General features: G+C 68.8%; 19 protein-coding genes. 10 read left to right on the top strand and 9 right to left on the bottom strand.

Annotated features, from left to right (window positions below):
* Positions 1-26 precede the first annotated feature (26 nt).
* Together K8940_RS23775 and dut are read left to right on the top strand one after the other, a co-directional pair.
* A complete protein-coding gene (locus K8940_RS23775) occupies positions 27-968 on the top strand; it encodes an alpha/beta hydrolase (RefSeq protein WP_223392495.1) in 942 nt (313 codons plus the stop codon).
* A 95-nt stretch (positions 969-1,063) separates the two neighbouring features.
* Entirely contained in the window at positions 1,064-1,534 is a 471-nt protein-coding gene (dut, locus tag K8940_RS23770) for a dUTP diphosphatase (protein ID WP_223392494.1), read from the top strand.
* A 1-nt stretch (position 1,535) separates the two neighbouring features.
* Here dut and K8940_RS23765 read toward each other — a convergent pair whose 3' ends face one another.
* Positions 1,536-1,682, bottom strand: coding sequence for a hypothetical protein (locus K8940_RS23765; protein ID WP_223392493.1), 147 nt, complete (start codon positions 1,680-1,682; stop codon positions 1,536-1,538).
* Positions 1,683-1,932: 250 nt separating this feature from the next.
* Here K8940_RS23765 and K8940_RS23760 point away from each other — a divergent pair, with 250 nt between their 5' ends.
* From K8940_RS23760 to K8940_RS23750, 3 genes are read left to right on the top strand one after another with little or no spacing between them, the layout of a single operon-like run.
* Positions 1,933-3,036, top strand: coding sequence for an HlyD family secretion protein (locus tag K8940_RS23760; RefSeq protein ID WP_223392492.1), 1,104 nt, complete (start codon positions 1,933-1,935; stop codon positions 3,034-3,036).
* A gap of 15 nt (positions 3,037-3,051) precedes the next feature.
* A complete protein-coding gene (locus K8940_RS23755) occupies positions 3,052-4,659 on the top strand; it encodes a DHA2 family efflux MFS transporter permease subunit (protein WP_223392491.1) in 1,608 nt (535 codons plus the stop codon).
* Positions 4,659-5,267, top strand: coding sequence for a TetR/AcrR family transcriptional regulator (locus K8940_RS23750; RefSeq protein WP_223392490.1), 609 nt, complete (start codon positions 4,659-4,661; stop codon positions 5,265-5,267). Before K8940_RS23755 ends, K8940_RS23750 begins: the two co-directional genes overlap by 1 nt.
* Before the next feature lie 13 nt (positions 5,268-5,280).
* Here the strand turns inward: K8940_RS23750 and K8940_RS23745 are convergent, their stop codons facing one another.
* From K8940_RS23745 to K8940_RS23725, 5 genes are all read right to left on the bottom strand, one after another.
* Positions 5,281-6,096, bottom strand: a complete 816-nt coding sequence (locus K8940_RS23745) for an enoyl-ACP reductase (protein WP_223392489.1) — start codon at positions 6,094-6,096, stop codon at positions 5,281-5,283.
* A gap of 77 nt (positions 6,097-6,173) precedes the next feature.
* Positions 6,174-7,976, bottom strand: coding sequence for a hypothetical protein (locus K8940_RS23740; protein ID WP_223392488.1), 1,803 nt, complete (start codon positions 7,974-7,976; stop codon positions 6,174-6,176).
* Positions 7,977-7,992: 16 nt separating this feature from the next.
* Positions 7,993-9,207 (bottom strand): beta-ketoacyl-ACP synthase I, encoded by a 1,215-nt coding sequence (gene fabB / locus K8940_RS23735; RefSeq protein WP_223392487.1) that lies wholly within the window; start codon positions 9,205-9,207, stop codon positions 7,993-7,995.
* Positions 9,208-9,294: 87 nt separating this feature from the next.
* Entirely contained in the window at positions 9,295-9,810 is a 516-nt protein-coding gene (gene fabA / locus K8940_RS23730; RefSeq protein WP_047413814.1) for a 3-hydroxyacyl-[acyl-carrier-protein] dehydratase FabA, read from the bottom strand.
* A 70-nt stretch (positions 9,811-9,880) separates the two neighbouring features.
* The gene (locus tag K8940_RS23725; RefSeq protein ID WP_223392486.1) at positions 9,881-10,438 is read right to left on the bottom strand and encodes an SH3 domain-containing protein; all 558 of its coding nucleotides are present in this window, start codon (positions 10,436-10,438) and stop codon (positions 9,881-9,883) included.
* A gap of 72 nt (positions 10,439-10,510) precedes the next feature.
* Here K8940_RS23725 and K8940_RS23720 point away from each other — a divergent pair, with 72 nt between their 5' ends.
* Both K8940_RS23720 and K8940_RS23715 read left to right on the top strand, forming a co-directional pair.
* Positions 10,511-11,497, top strand: coding sequence for a 2-hydroxyacid dehydrogenase (locus K8940_RS23720; protein ID WP_223392485.1), 987 nt, complete (start codon positions 10,511-10,513; stop codon positions 11,495-11,497).
* A 117-nt stretch (positions 11,498-11,614) separates the two neighbouring features.
* Positions 11,615-13,567: an alpha/beta hydrolase family protein gene (locus K8940_RS23715; RefSeq protein ID WP_223392484.1), complete on the top strand. Its 1,953-nt coding sequence runs from the start codon at positions 11,615-11,617 to the stop codon at positions 13,565-13,567.
* Here the strand turns inward: K8940_RS23715 and K8940_RS23710 are convergent.
* From K8940_RS23710 to K8940_RS23700, 3 genes are all read right to left on the bottom strand, one after another.
* The gene (locus K8940_RS23710; RefSeq protein ID WP_223392483.1) at positions 13,564-15,078 is read right to left on the bottom strand and encodes an acetyl-CoA hydrolase/transferase family protein; all 1,515 of its coding nucleotides are present in this window, start codon (positions 15,076-15,078) and stop codon (positions 13,564-13,566) included. The two genes, K8940_RS23715 and K8940_RS23710, sit on opposite strands and share 4 nt — an antisense overlap.
* 82 nt (positions 15,079-15,160) lie before the next feature.
* The gene (locus K8940_RS23705) at positions 15,161-16,114 is read right to left on the bottom strand and encodes an alpha/beta fold hydrolase (protein ID WP_223392482.1); all 954 of its coding nucleotides are present in this window, start codon (positions 16,112-16,114) and stop codon (positions 15,161-15,163) included.
* A 67-nt stretch (positions 16,115-16,181) separates the two neighbouring features.
* Complete coding sequence (locus K8940_RS23700) at positions 16,182-16,934, bottom strand: HesA/MoeB/ThiF family protein (protein ID WP_223392481.1); 753 nt, start codon at positions 16,932-16,934, stop codon at positions 16,182-16,184.
* Between the two features lie 5 nt (positions 16,935-16,939).
* Here K8940_RS23700 and hslV point away from each other — a divergent pair, with 5 nt between their 5' ends.
* The 3 genes from hslV (at position 16,940) to hslU (ending at position 19,770) form a co-directional block, all read left to right on the top strand.
* Positions 16,940-17,539, top strand: coding sequence for an ATP-dependent protease subunit HslV (gene hslV / locus K8940_RS23695; protein ID WP_223392480.1), 600 nt, complete (start codon positions 16,940-16,942; stop codon positions 17,537-17,539).
* Positions 17,540-17,623: 84 nt separating this feature from the next.
* Positions 17,624-18,478, top strand: coding sequence for a DUF4440 domain-containing protein (locus tag K8940_RS23690; RefSeq protein WP_223392479.1), 855 nt, complete (start codon positions 17,624-17,626; stop codon positions 18,476-18,478).
* The gene (hslU, locus tag K8940_RS23685; RefSeq protein WP_223392478.1) at positions 18,475-19,770 is read left to right on the top strand and encodes an ATP-dependent protease ATPase subunit HslU; all 1,296 of its coding nucleotides are present in this window, start codon (positions 18,475-18,477) and stop codon (positions 19,768-19,770) included. Before K8940_RS23690 ends, hslU begins: the two co-directional genes overlap by 4 nt.
* The last annotated feature ends 26 nt before the right edge of the window (positions 19,771-19,796 follow it).

Below are 19,796 nucleotides of genomic sequence, written 5' to 3'. Positions count from 1 at the left end.
CTGGAGAGACGCTTTAGGTGACATTCATGCGTTTTTCCCCGTGGCTGGCGATCTTGGCGGCCACCATCGTTCTGAGCGCGTGCGGTGACGCCCGACGTCCCACCGTCGTCAAGAGCGCGAGCGCCGAGGGGGCCGCCGGCGCGGCGGACGCCAACGCGCCGAGCACGGCCGGCGGCTTCGTCATCGAGAACAGCACGGTGATCCCGCTGCGCTCGACCGTCTCGGGGCGCGACTACGAGATCTACATCAAGACCCCGCCCGGGTACGACAAGCCGGAGAATGCGGGCCGCCGGTATCCCGTGCTCTATCTCACCGATGGCCCCTACACCTTCCAAGTCGCTTCGGGCCTGACGCGCGTGCCGTTCAATCACGGGCGTTTTCGCGAGTTCATCATCGTGGGCCTGTCCTACGCGCGCGGCGAGGTTCCGGCCGACAGCCGCAGACGCGATCTGACCCCCTGGCGAGATCAGGAGATCAACGGCGTCACCGGCGGCGGCGAAGCCTTCTTCACCTTCCTGAAGCAGGCGGTGATGCCGCTGGTGGAAACACGCTATCGCGTCGATCGCGCCGACCGCACCCTGGCCGGACAGTCCTATGGGGGTCTCTTTGGACTGTGGGTGGCGTTCCACGAGCCGGAACTCTTTCGCAACTACATCCTGACCAGCCCTTCGATCTGGTTCGCCGACCGGGCGGTCCTGCAAAGCGAGGCGGCCTACGCGGCGAGTCACAAGGATCTGCCCGCCAGGATCTATCTGGCGACGGGTTCGCGTGAACATCCCGGCGCCGGCGGATGCGCCGACTGCGACAACGACATGGTCGCCGACCAGACGCGGCTAGCGGCGATCCTGAATAGCCGGGCCTATCCCGGGTTGGAGATCAGGACGAACATCGTGGACGATGGCTTCCACGAAACCACCTTCCCGATCGGCCTGATGCAGGGCCTGCAGTGGCTTTACCTGAAGGGGTGATCCGCTCGGGTCCTGTCAACGCAAGCCTGCCTCTGGCCCAGCCCCCCGCAAATCAGCTACAGCCGGGCGGACCTTCCAGATCAGGAACCGCCCGCATGTCCGCCATCCCCGCCGGTCTCGCCATCCGCTTCAAGCGCTGGGAAGGCAATGCCGACCTGCCGGTTCCGACCTATGCGACCAGCGGCGCGGCGGGCTTCGACCTGCGGGCCCACGTGCCGGAAGACGCGCCGATCGTGCTGAAGCCCGGCTCGCGCTGCATGGCCCCGACGGGCTTCTCGGTGGCGGTCCCCGACGGCTGGGAGATGCAGGTTCGCCCGCGCTCGGGCCTGGCCTTCAAGAACGGCGTCACGGTGGTCAACGCGCCGGGCACCGTCGACAGCGACTATCGCGGCCAGGTCTGCGTGCTGCTGATCAATCTGGGCGAAGAGGACTTCACGATCCGTCGCGGCGACCGCATCGCCCAGGGCGTCATCGCGGCGGCCCCGCAATGGCCGCTGGTCGAGGTCGAGGACCTGGACGCCACCGATCGCGGCGCGGGCGGCTTCGGTTCGACCGGCTCGAAATAGCCTAGAATGCGGAGGCCGCGTGGACGGCCTTGAGGCCGACCGCCAGGTAACCGCCGAACCCGGCGGCGAAAGCGACCGCCGCCATCCACAGCATCGGCCGCAACAGCTCGAGCGGCGATCGCGGGCCGGTCGGGGACGTTGACTTCATCGGAACCTCCCGCGCGGCCTGGAGACTGTCGCGCCAGGGGAGATACGCGCTCGCCCGCCTAAGGTTGCCCAAGCGGGCCGCGACGGATCACCGCGCCTGACGCGGCGCGGCCGAGACGCCCCGCCGCCTGACGTAAAAACTTCTCTCGGCGTTAATTGAAAATTGGACGACTGCGTCCATTTATCCCTTGCCGGGCGCGGCGGACGAGACTATCCGGCGCGCTTGAAGCCTTTCGACAGGGGTCTGGGTCATGGCGACGCCGAGTAACAAGAAGCTGGTTCCGATGATCGTCGGCGGGGTGGTCCTCGCGGGCGTGGCCGTCGGCGGCACGCTGTGGTTCATCGACAAGCAGCGCTACGAGGCGACCGACAACGCCTTCGTCCAGGCCGACACGGTCCAGGTCAGCCCGCAGGTCTCCGGCTATGTCGCCGAGGTGCTGGTGGCCGACAACCAGCGCGTCGAGCCAGGCCAGGTCTTGGCCAAGATCGACCCCTCGACCTTCCAGGCCCGCCTCGACCAGGCGATCGCCAACGCCGGGGCCGCCGACGCCGCCATCCGCGCCATCGACGACAAGAACAGCCTGGAACAGGCGATGATCGCCCAGAAGGCCGCCGGCGTGACCAGCGCCCAGGCCGACGCCGGCCGCGCCAAGGCCGATCTCGACCGCTACGCCAGCCTGGCCAGCCAGGGCTGGGTCAGCCAGCAGAAGGTCCAGACCGAGCGCGCCGCCGCCACCCAGACCGCCGCCGGCGTCGCCAGCGCCCAGGCCGCGCTCGAGGCCGAGAAGCGCGCCGCCCAGTCGCTGGGTTCGGCCAAGGCCCAGACCATCGCCCAGGCCGCCGCCGCCCACGCCGCCGTCGAACAGGCCAAGCTCGACTTGGAGCGCACCGTGATCCGCGCGCCGGTCGCCGGCGTGGTCGGCGCCCGCTCGGTCCGTCCGGGCCAGCTCGTCCAGCCGGGCGTGGCGCTGATGTCGGTCGTGCCGCTGGGCCAGGCCTTCATCGTCGCCAATTTCAAGGAAACCCAGGTCGCCCGCATCCGGGTCGGCCAGCCGGTCGAGATCAGGGCCGACGCCTTTGGCAAGCAGAAGATCGTCGGCAAGGTCGACAGCTTCGCCCCCGCCACCGGCCAGGAATTCGCCCTGATCCCGGTCGAGAACGCCGTCGGCAACTTCACCAAGATCACCCAGCGCCTGCCGGTGAAGATCGTCGTGGACCGCAGCCAGCTGGGCCAGGCCCTGCGTCCGGGCCTGTCGGTCGAGATCAAGGTCGACGTGCGCGACCGTTCGGGCCCCTCATTCGCCGAGGCCGCCCAGGTCACGCCGCAGGTCGCCCGTCAGGGCGTGGACCGCTAAGCGAAGGAACGCGTCATGACCGACGCCGCCCTCCCCGCTTCGGAAGCGCCCAAGGACGCGGCGCCCCAGAGCGCGCCCAAGCCCGAGGTCGACTGGGGCAAACTGTTCCTCGGCTTCGGGGCCATGGTCATCGGCCAGTTCATGGCCATCCTGGACATCCAGATCGTGGCGGCCTCGCTGCCGCAGATCCAGGCCGGGGTCGGGGCCAGCACCGACCAGATCAGCTGGATCCAGACCGCCTATCTGATCCCCGAGGTCGTGATGATCCCGCTGTCGGGATATCTGTCGCGCCTCTGGGGCACCCAGCGGCTCTACCTGATCTCGTGCACGGGCTTCATCATCATGAGCGTGCTGACGGGCCTCAGCTCGTCGATCGACATGATGATCCTGACCCGCGCCCTGCAGGGCTTCATCGGCGGGGCGATGATCCCGACGGTGTTCGCCGTGGCCTTCACCGCCTTCCCGCCCGAGCGGCGGGTGACGGCCAGCGTGATCATGGGCCTGATCGTCACCCTGGCCCCGACCGTCGGCCCCACCCTGGGCGGCCACCTGACCGAGGCGCTGTCCTGGCGCTGGCTGTTCTTCATCAACGTGCCGACCGGCCTGATCGTGCTGTTCGGCGTGGCCCGCTGGGGCGAGTTCGACAAGGGCGACCCCAGCCTGGCCAAAGGCTTCGACTGGTTCGGCCTGGCGGTGATGGCGATCTTCCTGATGAGCATGCAGTACGTGCTGGAGGAAGGCGCCAAGGACGACTGGTTCGACGACACCGGCATCCTGTGGCTGACCGTCGTGGCGGTGATCGGCGGCGGCCTCTTCATCTGGCGGCAGCTGACCTATCGCAACCCGATCGTCGAGCTGCGCGCCTTCGCCAACCGCAACTTCACCGTCGGCGTGGCCATGACCGCGGTCTCGGGCGCCAGCCTGTTCGGCGGCACCTTCCTGCTGCCGCAGTTCCTGGGCCGGGTGCGCCACTATTCGGCGTCTGAGGTCGGCACCACCATGGTGGTCTCGGGCCTGTCGATGTTCCTGACCGGCCCGATCGCCGGCCGCCTGGTCCGCAAGACCGATCCGCGCGTGCCGATGTTCATCGGCTTCCTTCTGGCCGGCTGGGGCATGTACATGGCTCACGGCGTGACCAAGGACTGGGGTTTCTGGGAATTCGCCGGGGTTCAGGCTTGCCGCGGCGTCGGGGTCATGATCGCCATGATCGCGACCCAGCAGATCACGATGAGCACCCTGCCGCCGCACATGGTCAAGAACGCCTCCGGCCTGGTGAACCTGTCGCGCAACACCGGCGGGGCGATCGGCCTCGCCCTGCTGGCGACCTCGATCACCCAGCAGACGGCGCTGTACTACGACGACATGACCTCGAAGGTGACGCAGGGCGGGGCGACGGCCAACATGATGGCGGGCCTGACCGAGCGCATGATGCAGCTGGGCGTCGCCAACCCCTCCGGCGCGGCGCGCAAGGCCATCGGCGGCATGATGCAGCAGCAGGCCACGGTGATGGCGTTCGGCGACAGCTTCACCCTGCTGGCCATCGGCTGCTTCGTCGCCGCCGGCGTCTCGCTGCTGGCCGCGCCGGTCAAGAACGCTCCCCCGCCCCCCTCGGACGCCCACTGATGCCGCGCATTCCCGGACAGATCGACGTCGCCAAGACCGAAGCCATCCTCGACGCCGCCGTCGAGGTGATCGGCCAGCGCGGCCTGGCCGCCCCGATGGAGGAGATCGCCCGCCGCGCGGGGGTGTCCAAGCAGACGGTCTACAATCACTACGGCTCCAAGGCCGAACTGATGCGGGCCCTGATGAACCGCCGGGTTGAGAGCATCACCGCCTCGCTGCGCGAGCCCGGGGCGGTGGACAATCCGACCGAGACGCTGGAGGCCTACGCCCGCTCGATGCTGGAGACGGTGGTCACCAACAAGAGCTACTCGATGATGCGGGTGATCATGCTGGGCGCGGGCGAGATGCCCGACGTGGCCAAGGAGGTCTTCGAGGCCGGCCCGCTCAGCGCCCGCCGCCAACTGGCCGCCTTCCTGCAGACCGAGACCGAGCTGGGCCGGCTGAAGGTCGAGGATTTCGAGCAGGCCGCCGAGTTCTTCTCGGGCATGGTCATGGGCCACAGCCAGCTGCGGTCCCTGCTGCGCCTACCGTCCGAAAAGACCCAGGAACAGTACGGCCGCCTCGCGAGGGAGGCGGCCGAAAGGTTCATGAGGGCCTACGCCCCTTAGTCCCGAAGAAGGCTTACGCCTCCTCGGCGTCCGGCATGCCCATCATGTGGAATCCGGCGTCGACGTGGACGACCTCGCCCGTGGTCGACTTGCCCAGGTCCGAAGCCAGCCACAGGGCGCAACCGGCGACGCCTTCCATCGAGGTGTCTTCCTTCATCGCCGAGAACGCGCGGCCCTGGGCGATCATGCCTCGGCCGCCGGCGATGCCCGCCAGGGCCAGGGTGCGCATGGCGCCGGCCGAGATGGCGTTGGCGCGGATGCCCTTGGGGCCCAGGTCGCGGGCGATGTAGCGGGTCGAGGCTTCCAGCGCCGCCTTGGCCACGCCCATAGTGTTGTAGTTCGGGATGGTCCGCTCCGACCCCAGATAGGTCATGGTGATCAGCGAGCCGCCGTTCGGCATCAGCTTGGAGGCGCGCTTGGCCACGTCCACGAAGCTGAAGGCCGAGATGTTCATGGCCAGCAGGAAGCCCTCGCGGGTCGTGTTGTCCACGAACGAGCCCTTCAGCTCGTTCTTGTTGGCGAAGGCCACCGAGTGGACGACGAAGTCGATCGTGCCGAACACCTCCTCGATCTTGGCGAAGGCGGCGTCCATCGAGGCGTCGTCGGTGACGTCGGCCGGGATGAGCGTCTTGACGCCGATGCTCTCGGCCAGCGGCCGCACGCGGCGCTCCAGTTCTTCGCCCTGATAGGTGAAGGCCATCTCGGCGCCCTGGGCGGCCAATTGGCTGGCGATGCCCCAGGCGATCGAGTTGTGGTTGGCCACGCCCATGACGAGGCCCTTCTTGCCCCGCATCAGCTCGCCCTTGGGGAACGCGTAATCGTCGGCCATGTGTCGGGCCCTCTTTCGCAAATCGTTGACCGCTGGTTAGCAGGGGCGGGGGCCGCGCGGAACCCTTCAGCCGTCTTTCAGCGTCTGGGCATGTCCGCGAACGCCGCCTCCAGGCATTGGGCGAAGGCGGCCGGATCGAAGACGGCGGACGTCTCGACCGCCGCGCGGACGCGGGCTTTCAACGCCATCAGGCCCGCGCGATCTCTGGCCAGGGCCACGGCTTTGGCCACATAGGCGGTCCGGCTGCCCGCGATCAGCTCGGGCAGGCCCAGGGCCGTCAGCAGGCTAGCGCCGACCCGGCTGGCGAAACTCTTGCCTGGAAGGCTCAGTATTGGAATCCCCATACGCAGCGCGTCGCTGGCCGTGGTGTGGGCGCCGTAGGGCCAGGTGTCGAGGACCAGATCGGCCAGGGCGTGGCGAGCCAGGTGCCGCCCATGCGGAACCGGCGGGGCGAAGACCAGGCGGTGGGGCGCGATCCCGGCGCCGGCGGCGTGGGCGCGCAAGTTCTCGGCCGCCCCCGGCGCGCCGGCGTAGAGCCACAGCACGCTGTCGGGCGCGGCCTTCAGGATCGCCGTCCAGGTCGCGAACACCTCGGGCGTGATCTTGGCGGGATTGTTGAAACAGCCGAAGACGAACGCGCCCTCGGGCAGGCCCGCCTCGGCCCTGTCCGGCGCCTGCGGGACCTCGGCGAGGGCGTCGTTGGGCTGGTAGAGCGGCAGGCGGACCACCGCCTCGGACCAGAAGCCCTCCGCGCCCGGCGGCAGGGTCACGACGTCGGCCAGGACGATGTCGGCGTGAGCGCCCAGCGTGCCCGGATAGCCCAGCCAGCTGACCTGAACCGGCGCGGCGCGGTGGGCCAGGATCCCCGGCCGACCGTCCTGGGTGTAGCCCTTGAGGTCGACGGCGATGTCGACGCCCCGCGCCCGGCACAGGCCGGCGATCTCCGCGTCGCCCAGGCTCCGCGCCTCGATCCAGTGCTCGCAGGCGGCCTTCAGGCGATCGCGCATCGGACCGCCCGTATCCGGGCCGTACGACACCGCGAGGATCTCGAACCGGGCGCGGTCGTGCGCCTCCAGCACTCCGGCCAGCAGTCGGGCCGTGGCGTGCTCGTGCAGGTCGGACGACAGATAGGCCAAGCGGATCCGTTCGCCCTGTGGTCGAACCGGCCATGCCGGCGACGGAACGGCGGACGGCGCGGCCAGTTCGGCGCAACGGCGGTGCAGGGCCGGCTCGTCGAACATCGCCAGGGCCGCGAACGGCGAGACCGCCAGACGGCCCAGCTTCAGGTCCGCCTTGACCAGCATGTCCAGGGCCGCGTCCTCGCGCCAGTCGCAGGTTTGGCGGCGGGCCCACATCAGGTCGCCTGAAACGCGGGGATAGAGGGGATCGAGATCCAGAATGGCTTCCAGGTCTCGCGCCGCCTCGGCTGGCCGGTTCAGCAGCGACTTCAGCGCCGCGCGGTTGGCCAGCGTGCTCGCCTCGCGCGGCGCGGCCGCCACGGCGCGGTCGAGCGCCGCCAGCGCTTCCTCGAAGCCGCCCAGCCTCTGGAGGGACAAGGCCAGGGCGTTGAGAACGGGCGGGTTGCCGGGGTCGGCCGCCAGGGCGACGCGCGCCGCGGCCACCGCCGCCTCGTCCCGCCCGAGCGCCGTCAGGGCCAGGGCTCGCGCCGACAGTAAGCCAGGTCGCTCAGCATCCAGCGCCAAGCCTGCGTCCAGCGCCGCCAGCGCCGCTTCCGCCTGGCCCAGGCCCAGACGCGACACGCCCAGCAGATGCCAGGCCTCGACACCGGGCGTCTCGACGACCAGCCGCTCGCAGAGGGCGACGGCCTGCGCCAATCGGCCGGTCCTGTAGAGATCGAAGGCCTCGCGGGCGGTCGTCAAGGCGCCCGCCCGACCGCTAGTCGACGCGGCTGAAGATCAGCGTGCCGTTGGTGCCGCCGAAGCCGAAGCTGTTGGACATCACCGTGTTCAGCGGCTTGTCGACGCGCTGGCGCAGGATCGGCAGGTCGGCGAACTCGGGATCCAGCTCGTCGATATGGGCGCTCTCGGCCGCGAAGCCGTTGTTGAGCATCAGGATCGAGTAGATGGCCTCCTGCGCGCCGGCCGCGCCCAGGCTGTGGCCGGTCAGGGACTTGGTCGACGAGATCATCGGCGGCTTGTCGCCGAACACCTCGCGCACCGCGCCCATCTCCTTGCTGTCGCCGACCGGCGTCGAGGTGCCGTGCGGGTTCAGATAGTCGATCGCGCGGTCGCCGGCCTCGGCCATGGCGATGCGCATGCAGCGCGCCGCGCCCTCGCCGGACGGGGCGACCATGTCGTAGCCGTCGGAATTGGCCGCGTAGCCCACGACCTCGCCGTAGATCTTGGCCCCGCGCGCCTTGGCGTGCTCGTATTCCTCGAGGACCACGATCCCCGCGCCGCCGGCGATCACGAAGCCGTCGCGGTTCTTGTCGTAGGCGCGGCTGGCCACGGCCGGACGGTCGTTGAAGTTGGTGCTCATGGCGCCCATGGCGTCGAACAGGTTCGACAGGGTCCAATCCAGCTCCTCGCAGCCGCCGGCGAAGACGATGTCCTGCTTGCCCATCTGGATCTGCTCGGCGCCCGCGCCGATGCAGTGGGCGCTGGTCGCGCAGGCCGAGCTGATCGAATAGTTGATCCCGCGGATCTTGAACCAGGTCGATAGCACCGCCGACGGGCCCGAGCTCATGGCCTTGGGCACGGCGAACGGGCCGATGCGCTTGGGGCCCTTCTCCATCGTCGTGGCGGCGGCCTCGACGATGACGCGGGTGGACGGGCCGCCCGAACCGACGATCAGGCCGGTGCGCTCGTTGGAGATCTCGCCCTCTTCCAGGCCGGAATCGGCGATCGCCTGCTCCATGGCGATGTGGGCATAGGCCGTGCCAGGCGCGAGGAAACGCGCCGCGCGGCGGTCGACCATGCTCTCCCACTCGATCTGGGGCGCGGCATGAACCTGGCAGCGGAAGCCGCGCTCGGCGTATTCCGGCGCGAAGATCACGCCGGACTTGGCTTCACGCAGCGACGCCAGGACTTCATTGGCGTTGTTGCCGATGGACGAGACGATCCCCAGTCCGGTGACGACGACGCGACGCATGTCTCTAATCCTCTTCTCCCCCCAACCCATCAGGGGGCCGGCTCTCTAGCGGCCGGTCTCGTCCAACGGATCTCTGTTTCTAACCGATCAAGAGGCCATCTGCTCGGCCGTGAACAGGCCGACCTTCAGGTCCTTGGTTTCGTAGATCACCTTACCATCGGCTTCCAACACGCCCTCGCCGATTCCCATGACCAGCTTGCGCATGATGACCCGCTTCAGGTCGATCTTGTAGACGACTTTCTTGACGTCCGGGGTGACCTGGCCGGTGAACTTGACCTCGCCGACGCCCAGGGCGCGGCCCCGGCCGGGCGCGCCCGACCAGCCCAGGAAGAAGCCGACCAGCTGCCACATGGCGTCCAGGCCCAGGCAGCCGGGCATGACGGGGTCGCCGATGAAATGGCAGCCGAAGAACCACAGGTCCGGATTGATGTCGAACTCGGCCTCGACATAGCCCTTGCCGTACTTGCCGCCATCCGACTCGATCCGGACGATCCGGTCGAACATCAGCATCGGCGGGGCCGGCAGCTGGGCGTTGCCCGGGCCGAAAAGTTCGCCGCGACCGCAGGCCAGGAGTTCTTCGAAGGTATAGGCGTTCTTCTGCATGGGGACGCCCTAGCACGGCGGTGGGTCAGGTCTCAACGTTTCCCTGATCCCGTATGTTCCTGGAGCTTGACTATCCCTTGCGGCACTGGACGGCCGGATCGGCGCCCCAGATGTCGGCTTCCCGGGCCCAGCCGGACGATCCGTCGGCCCGCAGGCGGCACCAGCCCTTCTCGCACTTGTCGAGACTGGCGATCGAACGACCCTTCAGATAGGCGCTGACCTTGGCGTCCGCCTTGGGCGCGCTCAGCAGCGGCAGGTTGCTGGCCTGCACCCGCATGGCCGAGCGGCGACCGTCGGTCGTGCGCTTGTGCACCCAGGCCAGTCCGCCCTCGGGATCGCAGATCCGCCGCCACTCGCGGGTTTCGGCCACCACCTGCACCGGCAGGCCCTTGGCGTGGTAGATCCACAGCAGCTGGTGGGCCTCGTCCGGACCGTTGCGCGCGTTGACCTCGGCGTATTTCAGCGAGACGTAGCGCGGCACGTCCAGGCCCGACGGGGTGATCCGGGGTCCGTCGGCCGCCGCCGGACCGGCGCACAGGCCCAAAAGCGCCGCCAGGCCGGACACAATTCCGACCAGGGCGGGCGTCAGACCCTTTTGATACGAACGATGTTCTGTTTTCGACGGCATGTTGCTTGGCCCCCTCGGGCCCCTTTGCTACAGCTTTCAAACGCCCGTCAGTGAGAGCTTTTCAAACCGCCCATGGCCGCCCGCAAGCTCAAAGTCATCGTCACCCGCAAACTCCCCGATCCGGTGGAGACGCGGATGTGCGAACTGTTCGACACCGAACTGAACGTCTCCGACAAGCCCTTGACGGCCGATGAGCTGGTCGACGCCATGAGCCGCGCCGATGTGCTGGTGCCGACGATCACCGATCGTATCGACTCCCGCCTTCTGTCGCGATCCGGCGATCGGCTCAAGCTGATCGCGAATTTCGGCGCCGGCGTCGACAATATCGACGTCGCCACCGCCAACGCCCGCGGCATCATCGTCACCAACACGCCCGGCGTACTGACGGAAGACACCGCCGACCTGACCATGACCCTGATCATGGCCGCCTCGCGCCGGATCGTCGAAGGCGCCGAGGTGGTCAAGGCCGGCGGCTTCCATGGCTGGTCGCCGACCTGGATGCTGGGCCGCCGCCTGTGGGGCAAGCGCATCGGCATCATCGGCATGGGCCGCATCGGCCAAGCCGTGGCCCGCCGCGCCAAGGCCTTCGGCATGCAGGTGCACTATCACAACCGCAAGCCCGTCAGTCCCCGCATCGCCGAGGAACTGGGCTGCACCTACTGGGAAAGCCTGGACCAGATGCTGGCCCGGATGGACTTCATCTCGGTCAACTGCCCGCACACCCCGGCCACCTACCACCTGCTGTCGGCCCGCCGGCTGAAGCTGCTGCGACCGCACGCGGTGATCGTCAACACCGCCCGGGGCGAGGTGATCGACGAGGGGGCCCTTGCCAACATGCTGGCCAAGGGCGAGATCGCGGGCGCGGGCCTCGACGTCTACGAGCACGAGCCGGCCATCAATCCCAAGCTCCTGAAGCTGCCCAATGTCGTGCTGCTGCCCCACATGGGTTCGGCCACGGTCGAGGGCCGCATCGACATGGGTGAGAAGGTCATCGTCAACGTGAAGACCTTCATGGACGGCCACCGGCCTCCGGACCGCGTGATCCCGTCGATGCTGTAGCCGGGGAGCTTGACCGGGCGAGCGGAGCGCGCTCAGCTTCTCCCGGTTGAGTTGGGGGTTTTCATGTTTTCGCGACGCGGGCTCCTCGCGAGCGCCATCGCCGCGCCTTTGACGGCGTTGACGCATTCGACCCTCGCGGCGACGCCGGCGGGCCCACCCTCGCTGGAAGAGCTTCTGGCCCGCCCCACGGCGCTGGACGCGGCGATCACCCCGGACGGCGGCCGTCTCGCGGTGTTGCGCATGGACCGTTCCAATGGCGGCCGCAACGCCTTCGTCACACTCTCCGACGCCGACAAGCTGAACGCGCCGCCAACCCAGGTCGCTATCGGCGACTGCGAGGTCGAGAAGATCGCCTGGGTGAACAACGAGCGCCTGCTGGTCTGGGTGCTGCTGGACAAGGACGCCAAGGGCAAGGTGGCCGGCCGGCCCTGGAAAGGCGACGTCCTCACCCAGATCACCCGTCGGATCATCTCGATGGATCGCTCCGGCCAGAACCTGGCCCTGCTGTTCGCGAACCAGACCTACGCGCTGAACACCCGTCGCAATCTCGGCTCGGTCGTCGACCTTAAGAGCAGCGATCCCAACTGCATCCTGATGCAGGCCTGGAACAGCCAGCACGGCGCCTATGCGCTTTACCGGGTGAACATCGTCACGGGTGAAGCGATCTTGCAGGAAATGGGCGCCTTCAGCACCGACAGCTGGCTGACCCAGGACGGTGTCCCTGTTCTTCGGCTGGACTCCACCGGATCCTCGGTGTCGGTCTATGCCCGCGCCCCTGGCGAAACCGCCTGGAAATTCTTCCGGAAGTTCCGCCGGGACGAGTTCGACAAGCTGGACGGCATGGATTTCCTGTCGGTCAGCGACAAGCCGGGCGTCCTGTACGCCTCGATCGCCGGCACGGAGACCGAGGACAAGGCCTCGATTCGGACCTTCGACGTGCGGACCTTCGGCATCGGCGCTCCCATCGGCGCGCGGCCCGATTTCGACGTCACCGGCTGCGTAACCGACGCCGAGGGTCGCCTGGTCGCCACCCGCTGGGTCGAGGATCGCGTGGTCTACGATTTCGTCGATCCCGATCTCGCGAAGCACTATCGCGGCGTCCGCGCCTATTTCGGCAACGAGTGCAACCTGAGCCTGGTCGACTTCAACACCGACAAGACGCGCCTGGTCTTCCTGGTCAGCGGCCCCCGCCATGTCCTGTCATACTGGTTCTATGACCGCCGCGCCGCCAAGCTCGAGCCCCTCGCCGTCGATCGACCCAACCTGACCCAGGGCAGGCTGGCGCGCATGGACATCCTGAAGGTCCGCGCGCGCGACAGCCTGCCGATCACCGCCTATCTGAGCCTGCCTCCCGGCTCGGGCGATGCGCCGACGCCACTGGTGGTCATGCCCCATGGCGGTCCCGAGGCTCGCGACGCCTATCGTTTCGACTCCATGGTCCAGGCGTTTTGCGCCCAGGGCTGGAGCGTCCTGCAGGTGAACTTCCGGGGATCGGCGGGGTATGGCCGCGCCTTCGCCCGCGGTGGCCTCGCTCACTGGGGCGATCTGATGCAGAACGATGTCGAAGACGCCCTGGCGGCGGCGATCGAGCGCACCAACATCGACCAGGCCCGCATCGCGATTTGCGGCATCAGCTACGGTGGCTACGCGGCTCTGATGGGCGCGGTGAAAACCCCCGAACGGTACAGGGCGGTCGTCTCGATCGCCGGGGACTCCGATCTGTTCGAAAGCCTGGCGATGGTGCGCGAGATGGAGGGCGCGGACTCGTTGACCTACGCCTATTGGAAGGAGCAGATGGGCGATCCGGCCAAGGATCGGAAACTGCTCGCCACCGCCTCACCGGCCTTGCAGGCGCAGGCCATCCGGGCCCCGGTTCTGCTACAGCACGGGGCGCTGGACGGCATCGTCGGCGTTGAGCAGTCCCGGCGGATGCAACGCGCGCTCAAGTCCGCCGGACGGCAGGTCGAGTACATCGAGATGCCGACCGAGGGTCATCCCATGTGGAAGCATCCAAACCACGTCCAGATGGTGACCCGATCGGTCGCCCATATCGCCAAGGCTTTCGCCTAGCCCCTCATGTCCCCCGTCTCGACGAACCGCTGGTGCCAGGCGAAGGCCTCGTTCAGCAGGGTCGGGGACTGCTGGCCGTAGGAGTCGCGGCGGGCGCGGGCCAGGTAGTCCTTGAGGGCCGGGCGGTAGTCCGGGTGCGAGCAGTTCTCGATGATGACCTCGGCCCGCTGGCGGGGCGACAGACCGCGCAGGTCGGCCAGGCCCTGTTCGGTGACCAGGATCTGGACGTCCTGGTTGATGTGGTCGACGTGCGGGGCCTTGGGCACGATGGTCGAGATCTTGCCGCCCTTGGCCGTCGAGGGGGCCATGAAGATCGAGACATAGGCGTTGCGGGCGAAGTCGCCGCTGCCGCCGATGCCGTTCTGGATGCGCGAGCCCATCAGGTGGGTCGAGTTCACCGCCCCGTGGATGTCGGCTTCGATCATGCCGTTCATGGCGATGCAGCCCAGGCGGCGGATCACCTCGGGGTGGTTGCTGATCTCCTGCGGGCGCAGCACCAGGCGGTCGCGGAAGCGGGCCATGTCGGCGTTCAGGGCGGCGGCGGCCTGCGGGCTGAGCGAGAAGGCGGTGGCCGAGGCGGTCAGCAGCTTGCCGGCCTCCATCAGCTCCAGCATCCCGTCCTGCAGCACCTCGGTATAGGCGGTCAGGTTGTCGAACGGCCCGTCGACCAGGCCCGACATCACCGCGTTGGCGATGTTGCCCACGCCCGACTGCAGCGGCAGCAGGCTGGCCGGCAGGCGGCCGCGCGCGACCTCGTGGCGGAAGAACTCCAGCAGGTGGCCGGCGATGGCGCGATGGTCCTCGCCCGGGGCGTCGAACGGCAGGTTGCGGTCGGGGGAGTCGGTCTCGACCACCGCCACCACCTTGCTCGGATCGCAGCGGAAATAGGCCTCGCCGATGCGATCGTCGGGGCGGACCAGCGGGATCGGCACCCGGTTCGGCGGCAGGGCCGTGCCGTAGTAGATGTCGTGCATCCCCTCCAGCGCCGGGTTCTGCCAGCGGTTCACCTCGAGGATCACCTTCGAGGCGCGGTCGATCCAGGTCTTGTTGTTGCCCACCGACGAGGACGGGATCAGCGAACCGTCGGGCCGAATGCCGCTGACCTCGATGATCGCCGTGTCCAGCGGACCCAGGAACCCCTGCCAGGCCATCGGCGCGACTTGGCTGAGGTGCATGTCGAAATAGTCCATCTCGCCGCGATTGATCTTGTCGCGGGCGATCGGATCGGAGTTGTAGGGCAGTCGGAACTCTATGCCGTCGGCCTTGGCCAGGGCCCCGTCCAGTTCGGGCCCCGTCGAGGCGCCGGTCCAGACGCGCAGGCGGAAGGGATTGCCGGCCGCGTGCTCGGCCTCGATCCGGCTGGCCAGGGCCATCGGCACGGCCTTGGGATAGCCCGAACCCGTGAAGCCGCTCATGCCGACCGTGCTGCCGGGGTCGATCAGGGCGGCGGCGTCCTCCGCCGACATCACCTTGGCCCGCAGGCTGTCCAATCCGATCCGCGATCCGCTCATCACCCGATGTCTCCGTCTGGGATGACGGGGGCATAGCCAGCCGCGGCGGCGGAGTCTGTTCCGTAATATCCCGAAGACCGCGTTATTTGGCGGGATGGGCCGCCAGCCAAGCCTTCAGGTCGGAGACTGATCGCTCGGGGATCTGCTCCATCGGCACATGGCCGACGCCCGGATAGAGGATCAGGGTCGCGCCCGGTATGGCCTGGCGGAACTTCTGGCCGTCGGCCGGCGGGATGACGCGGTCCTCCTGGCCGAAGACGATCAGGGTCGGGACGTGGACGGCCGACAGGTCTGGCGCGGACGCCACGCGCCGCGGGCGCTGGCCCAGCATGATGTCGCGATGGCCAGGCGCCCGGCCCAGGGCGACATAGCGCTCGACCAGAGCCGGGGTGACCAGCTTGGGATCGACATAGGCCGAGCGCAGGGCCTGGGTCATCAGCGGCCGGATCTCGATCTCCTTCAGCACCCGTCGGCCGACCGGATTGGACAGGAACTTGAAGACCATGCCGCCGCCGAGGCCCTCGTTCGGCCAGCCGGCGGCGTCGATCAGGACCAGGCGCTGGACGCGGTCGGCGTGGTCCAGCGCATAGGTCCAGGCCACCTCCCCGCCCATGGAGTGGCCCACCAGGGTGAAGCGTGTCAGGCCCAGCCCCCGGGTCACGCCGTCGACCGCGGCCTCCAGGCTGTCGGGGCCGAACACATAGTGGTCGCTGGTGCGCGTCAGGCCGTGGCCCGGCAGGTCCAGCATGACCACGCGATAGTCCTGGGACAGCGGCTTGGCCCAGCCGTCCCAGGCATGGGTCGAGGCCGCGAAGCCGTGCACCAGGACAATGACCGGCGCGTCGCGCGGGCCAAGGTCGCGATAGTGGGCCCGCACCCCGTCCGGCAGGTCCATGTAACGGGAATCCGCATAGCCATACCGCGCTTCGAGCGTTGCGTAGGGTATGTCCGGTCGTCGCATCAGCAGCCAGCCGACCGTCGCCAGCACGACGATCAGCAACAGAGCGGTCGCCAGACCGCGCGCCAGCGTCTTCATGCCGCCCTCCCCGACGCTCGGGATAGCCTATCCCGGAAGTTGAACGAACGACGTTCTTTCAACTTCGTCAAGCACCGCACGCCGGACAATGGGGATCGGCCCCGATCCGCACCGTACGGGTTTCGGCCGCCAGGGCGTCATAGATCAGAAGCTTGCCCGACAAGGGCTGGCCCGCGCCGGTCACCAGCTTGACCGCCTCCAGCGCCATCATCGACCCGACCACGCCGGCGAGGGCCCCGACCACGCCCACGAGGGCGCAGGTCTCGGCGTCCGGCGGGACCTCGGGCACCAGGCAGCGATAGCAGGGCTGGCCGTGGAACACCCCGACCTGGCCAGTCCAGCGGCCCAGGGCCCCGCTGACCAGCGGCTTGCCGTGGGCCAGGCAGGCGTCGCTGACGGCGAAGCGGGTGGAAAAGTCGTCGGTGCCGTCCAGGATGAGGTCATACCGCGAGACGATGTCGCCGGCGTTGGCGGCGTCCAGCCATACCGGATGGGTCTCGACCGCGGTGTGCGGGTTCAGGGCCGATAGCCGCTCGACGGCGGCCTCGACCTTGGGCCGGCCGACATCGGCGGTGGCGTACAGCACCTGGCGCTGCAGGTTCGACAGCGACACCGTGTCCGGATCGACCAGGCCGATGGTCCCCACCCCCGCCGCCGCCAGGTACAGCGAGGCCGGCGCGCCCAGGCCGCCGGCCCCGACCACCAGCACCCGCGCGGCCTGCAGCTTCTGCTGGCCGGGGCCGCCAACCTCGCGCAGGACCAGATGGCGGGCGTAGCGCTCGACTTCGGCCTCTGAAAAGGACCTGGGCGAAAAACTCATGGCGCTTGACCCTCCGGCCCGGCCTCGCCACATGCGAAGCCATGCAAAGCAGCAATTCCTTCCCCGACTGGCACGGCACGACCATTCTGGCGGTGCGCAAGAACGGACAGACCGTGATCGCCGGCGACGGACAGGTCTCCATGGGCCCAACCGTCGTCAAGGGCAACGCCCGCAAGGTGCGACGCCTGGCCGGCGGCAAGGTCGTCGCGGGCTTCGCCGGCGCCACGGCCGACGCCTTCACCCTGATCGAGCGCCTCGAGGCCAAGCTGGAGCAGTATCCCGACCAACTGGCCCGCGCCTGCGTTGACCTGGCCAAGGACTGGCGCACCGACCGCTACCTGCGCAAGCTGGAGGCCATGCTGCTGGTGGCCGACAAGACCGCCATCTACACCGTCACCGGCGTCGGCGACGTGCTGGAACCGGGCGAGAGCGCCGACGGCAATGCCGTCGCGGCGATCGGCTCGGGCGGCAACTACGCCCTGGCGGCCGGCAAGGCCTTGATCGAACAGGACCTTTCGGCCGAGGACATCGCCCGCAAGGCGATGGCCATCGCCGCCGAGATCTGCGTCTACACCAATGGCAACCTGACGGTGGAAGTCCTCTAGGGCGAAGCCGCGTAGGCTTTCGTCGCAAACGGGGTGCGCGGCAAAATTTCCCGGCGCTTGGCTAGGCGTCGGGAGGATCCTGCCATGCTCAAAGCCATTCTGATCGCCAGCCTTGCGCTGATCACCGCCCCGGCCGCTCAAGCCGCATCCCAGACACCCGCCGCCCAGATCGAGGCGGCCGAGCGCGCCTTTGCCGCCGACGGACTGACGATGGGCGTCCGGGGCTCGTTCCTGAAGCACATGGCCGACGACGCCATCGTCTTCGAGCCGGCCCCGGTCAGCGCCAAGGCGGCCTATGGCGCCCGCTCGGGCCAGGGCGAGCCCAAGCTGGAATGGTGGCCGGCCTGGGTGGTCGCCGCTCGGTCGGGGGATCTTGGCCTGTCGATCGGTCCGGCCGCCTACGACGGCAGGCGCGCGGCCTGGTACGCCAGCATCTGGCGCAAGGACGCCGACGGCCGGTGGCGCTGGATCTATGACGGCGGCGGCGCGGCGGACGCGGTCTCCGCGCCAGGCCCAGAGACCCCGGCGGTCATCGGCCCGGCGTCGGCGCTCGGCGAGGCCGCGCCCGCCAAGGCTTTCGACGCCGTACGCGGGGCCGAGACGACGCTGAGCCAGGCGGCTCAACGAAGCGCGACCGACGCCTACAGGGCAGCGCTGTCGACAGACGCGCGCCTGCTGGGCCCGCGCGGGACCCGGACCCTGACCCCGACCGCACTGGACGAACGCCTGGCGGCCCGTCCGGCGACCATGTCCCTGACCTTGCGCGGCGGCGGGGCGTCCCGCGCCGGCGACCTTGTCTGGACCCATGGCGAGGCCAGTTGGAACGGAATGGGGCGCGAGACAGGTCAAAATTCCGTCCAGGCCCACTATATGCATGTCTGGCAAAGGCGGCCGGAAGGCTGGCGCCTGATCTTCGAGACCCTGATCAACGACCGATGACCGAGTTTTCCCCCCGCGAGATCGTTTCCGAACTGGACCGCTACATCGTCGGCCACGCCGAGGCCAAGAAGGCCGTCGCCGTGGCCCTGCGCAACCGCTGGCGTCGCCGTCGGGTGCCCGCCGACCTGCGTGACGAGGTGACGCCCAAGAACATCCTGCTGATCGGCCCCACGGGGGTTGGCAAGACCGAGATCGCCCGGCGCTTGGCCAAGCTGGCCCAGGCCCCGTTCCTCAAGGTCGAGGCCACCAAGTTCACCGAGGTCGGCTATGTCGGCCGCGACGTCGACCAGATCGTCCGCGACCTGGCCGAAAGCGCCCTGGCCATGGTCCGCGACAAGCGCCGCGCCGCCGTCCGCGCCAAGGCCGAGGCCGCCGCCGAGGACCGCATCCTCGACGCCCTGACCGGCCCCGGCGCCACGGCCGCCCGCGACAGCTTCCGCAAGAAGCTGCGGGCCGGCGAGCTGGACGACAAGGAGATCGAGCTGCAGCTGTCCGACACCGGCGGCGGCCAGAACTTCGAGATTCCCGGCCAACCGGGCGCGGCCGTGTTCAACCTGTCCGACATGATGAAGTCGCTGGGCGGCGGTCGCACCAAGACCCATAAGACCACCGTCACCGGCGCCTGGGCCCCGCTGATCGCCGAGGAAAGCGACAAGCTGCTGGACCAGGAGGCCCTGACCCAGGAGGCCCTGGAGCTGGCCGAGAACCACGGCATCGTCTTCCTGGACGAGATCGACAAGGTCGCCAGCAGCTCACAGCGTTCCGGCGCCGACGTCAGCCGCGAGGGCGTGCAGCGCGACCTGCTGCCGCTGATCGAGGGGACGACCGTCTCGACCAAGTATGGCCCGGTGAAGACCGACCACATCCTGTTCATCGCCTCGGGCGCCTTCCACGTGGCCAAGCCCAGCGACCTGCTGCCCGAGCTGCAGGGCCGCCTGCCGATCCGCGTCGAGCTGAAGGGCCTCTCCCGCGACGACATGCGCCGGATCCTGACCGAGCCGGAAGCCAACCTGATCCGCCAGCACCAGGCCCTGATGCTGACCGAGGGCGTGACCTTGAGCTTCACGGACGAGGCCATCGACGCCATCGCCGACGCGGCCGTGGCCGTGAACGGCTCGGTCGAGAACATCGGCGCGCGCCGCCTGCAGACCATCCTGGAGAAGGTGGTCGAGGAGATCAGCTTCACCGCGGCCGATCGCGGCGGCGAGACCGTCACGGTGGATGCGGCCTATGTCCAGGAACGCGTCGGGGCCCTGGCGGCGAACGCCGATCTGAGCCGGTTCATTCTGTAGACCAAGATCCTCCCCCTAGCGGAGGA

Source organism: Caulobacter segnis (assembly GCF_019931575.1).
In the GTDB taxonomy this organism is placed as follows: domain Bacteria; phylum Pseudomonadota; class Alphaproteobacteria; order Caulobacterales; family Caulobacteraceae; genus Caulobacter; species Caulobacter segnis_C.
This window is presented reverse-complemented; position numbering and strand designations above follow the sequence as displayed.